Source organism: Vibrio sp. 1078-1 (assembly GCF_033340475.1).
In genome coordinates, this window is record NZ_JAWOWM010000613.1 from 1 (window position 1) to 590 (window position 590).

Annotated in this window: 2 protein-coding genes; both read right to left on the reverse strand. The window is 45.9% G+C overall.

Features of this window, described 5'->3' with window-relative positions:
- The coding region (ruvX, locus tag R7190_RS29105) for a Holliday junction resolvase RuvX (RefSeq protein ID WP_318138098.1) at positions 1-349 on the reverse strand (349 nt) is incomplete at its 3' end.
- Between the two features lie 48 nt (positions 350-397).
- Positions 398-590: YqgE/AlgH family protein (locus tag R7190_RS29110; protein ID WP_318115202.1), on the reverse strand; the 193-nt coding region annotated here is incomplete at its 5' end.

Consider the following 590-nt stretch of genomic DNA (forward strand, 5'->3'; position numbering starts at 1 on the left):
AGGCTTTGTAGCCACCCATACTGAACAATTCTGCGCGCGCTTCTGAAGTTGATAAGCGCTCATCATGCAATTCAACAGGCAAGCCATAACGACCTTGCAGACGCTTCGCGAATTTTTTCGCTCGTGGGGTGATGGTTTCTAAATCTTTACCATGCAAATCCGTTGGCAGGCCTACGACCAATAAGTCTGGCTGCCATTCTTTAATTTGTTTTTCGATGTCATCCCAATTTGGAATGCCATCATTGGCTTTAAACGCTTTCAGTGGTGAAGCGGTGCCTGTGATTTCTTGACCAATCGCGCTACCAATACTTTTAGTACCGAAGTCGAAGGCCATTATTGTGCGTGACATACAGTGTCTCAAATCTTAATGAAGTGGAAGTTAAGGAAGGCGGTTGTGTTACGCATGACCTGCGTCTGCCGACAATTGGCTTGGGTCGATACCTAGCTTTTCTACCGCTTTTTTCCAGCGCTCTGTAATGGGCGTATCGAAGATGATTTCTGGTGTGGCTTCGATGGTTAGCCAAGAGTTTTCAACCAGTTCATTTTCTAACTGACCAGCACTCCAACCGGAATAACCAAGAGCAACCAAA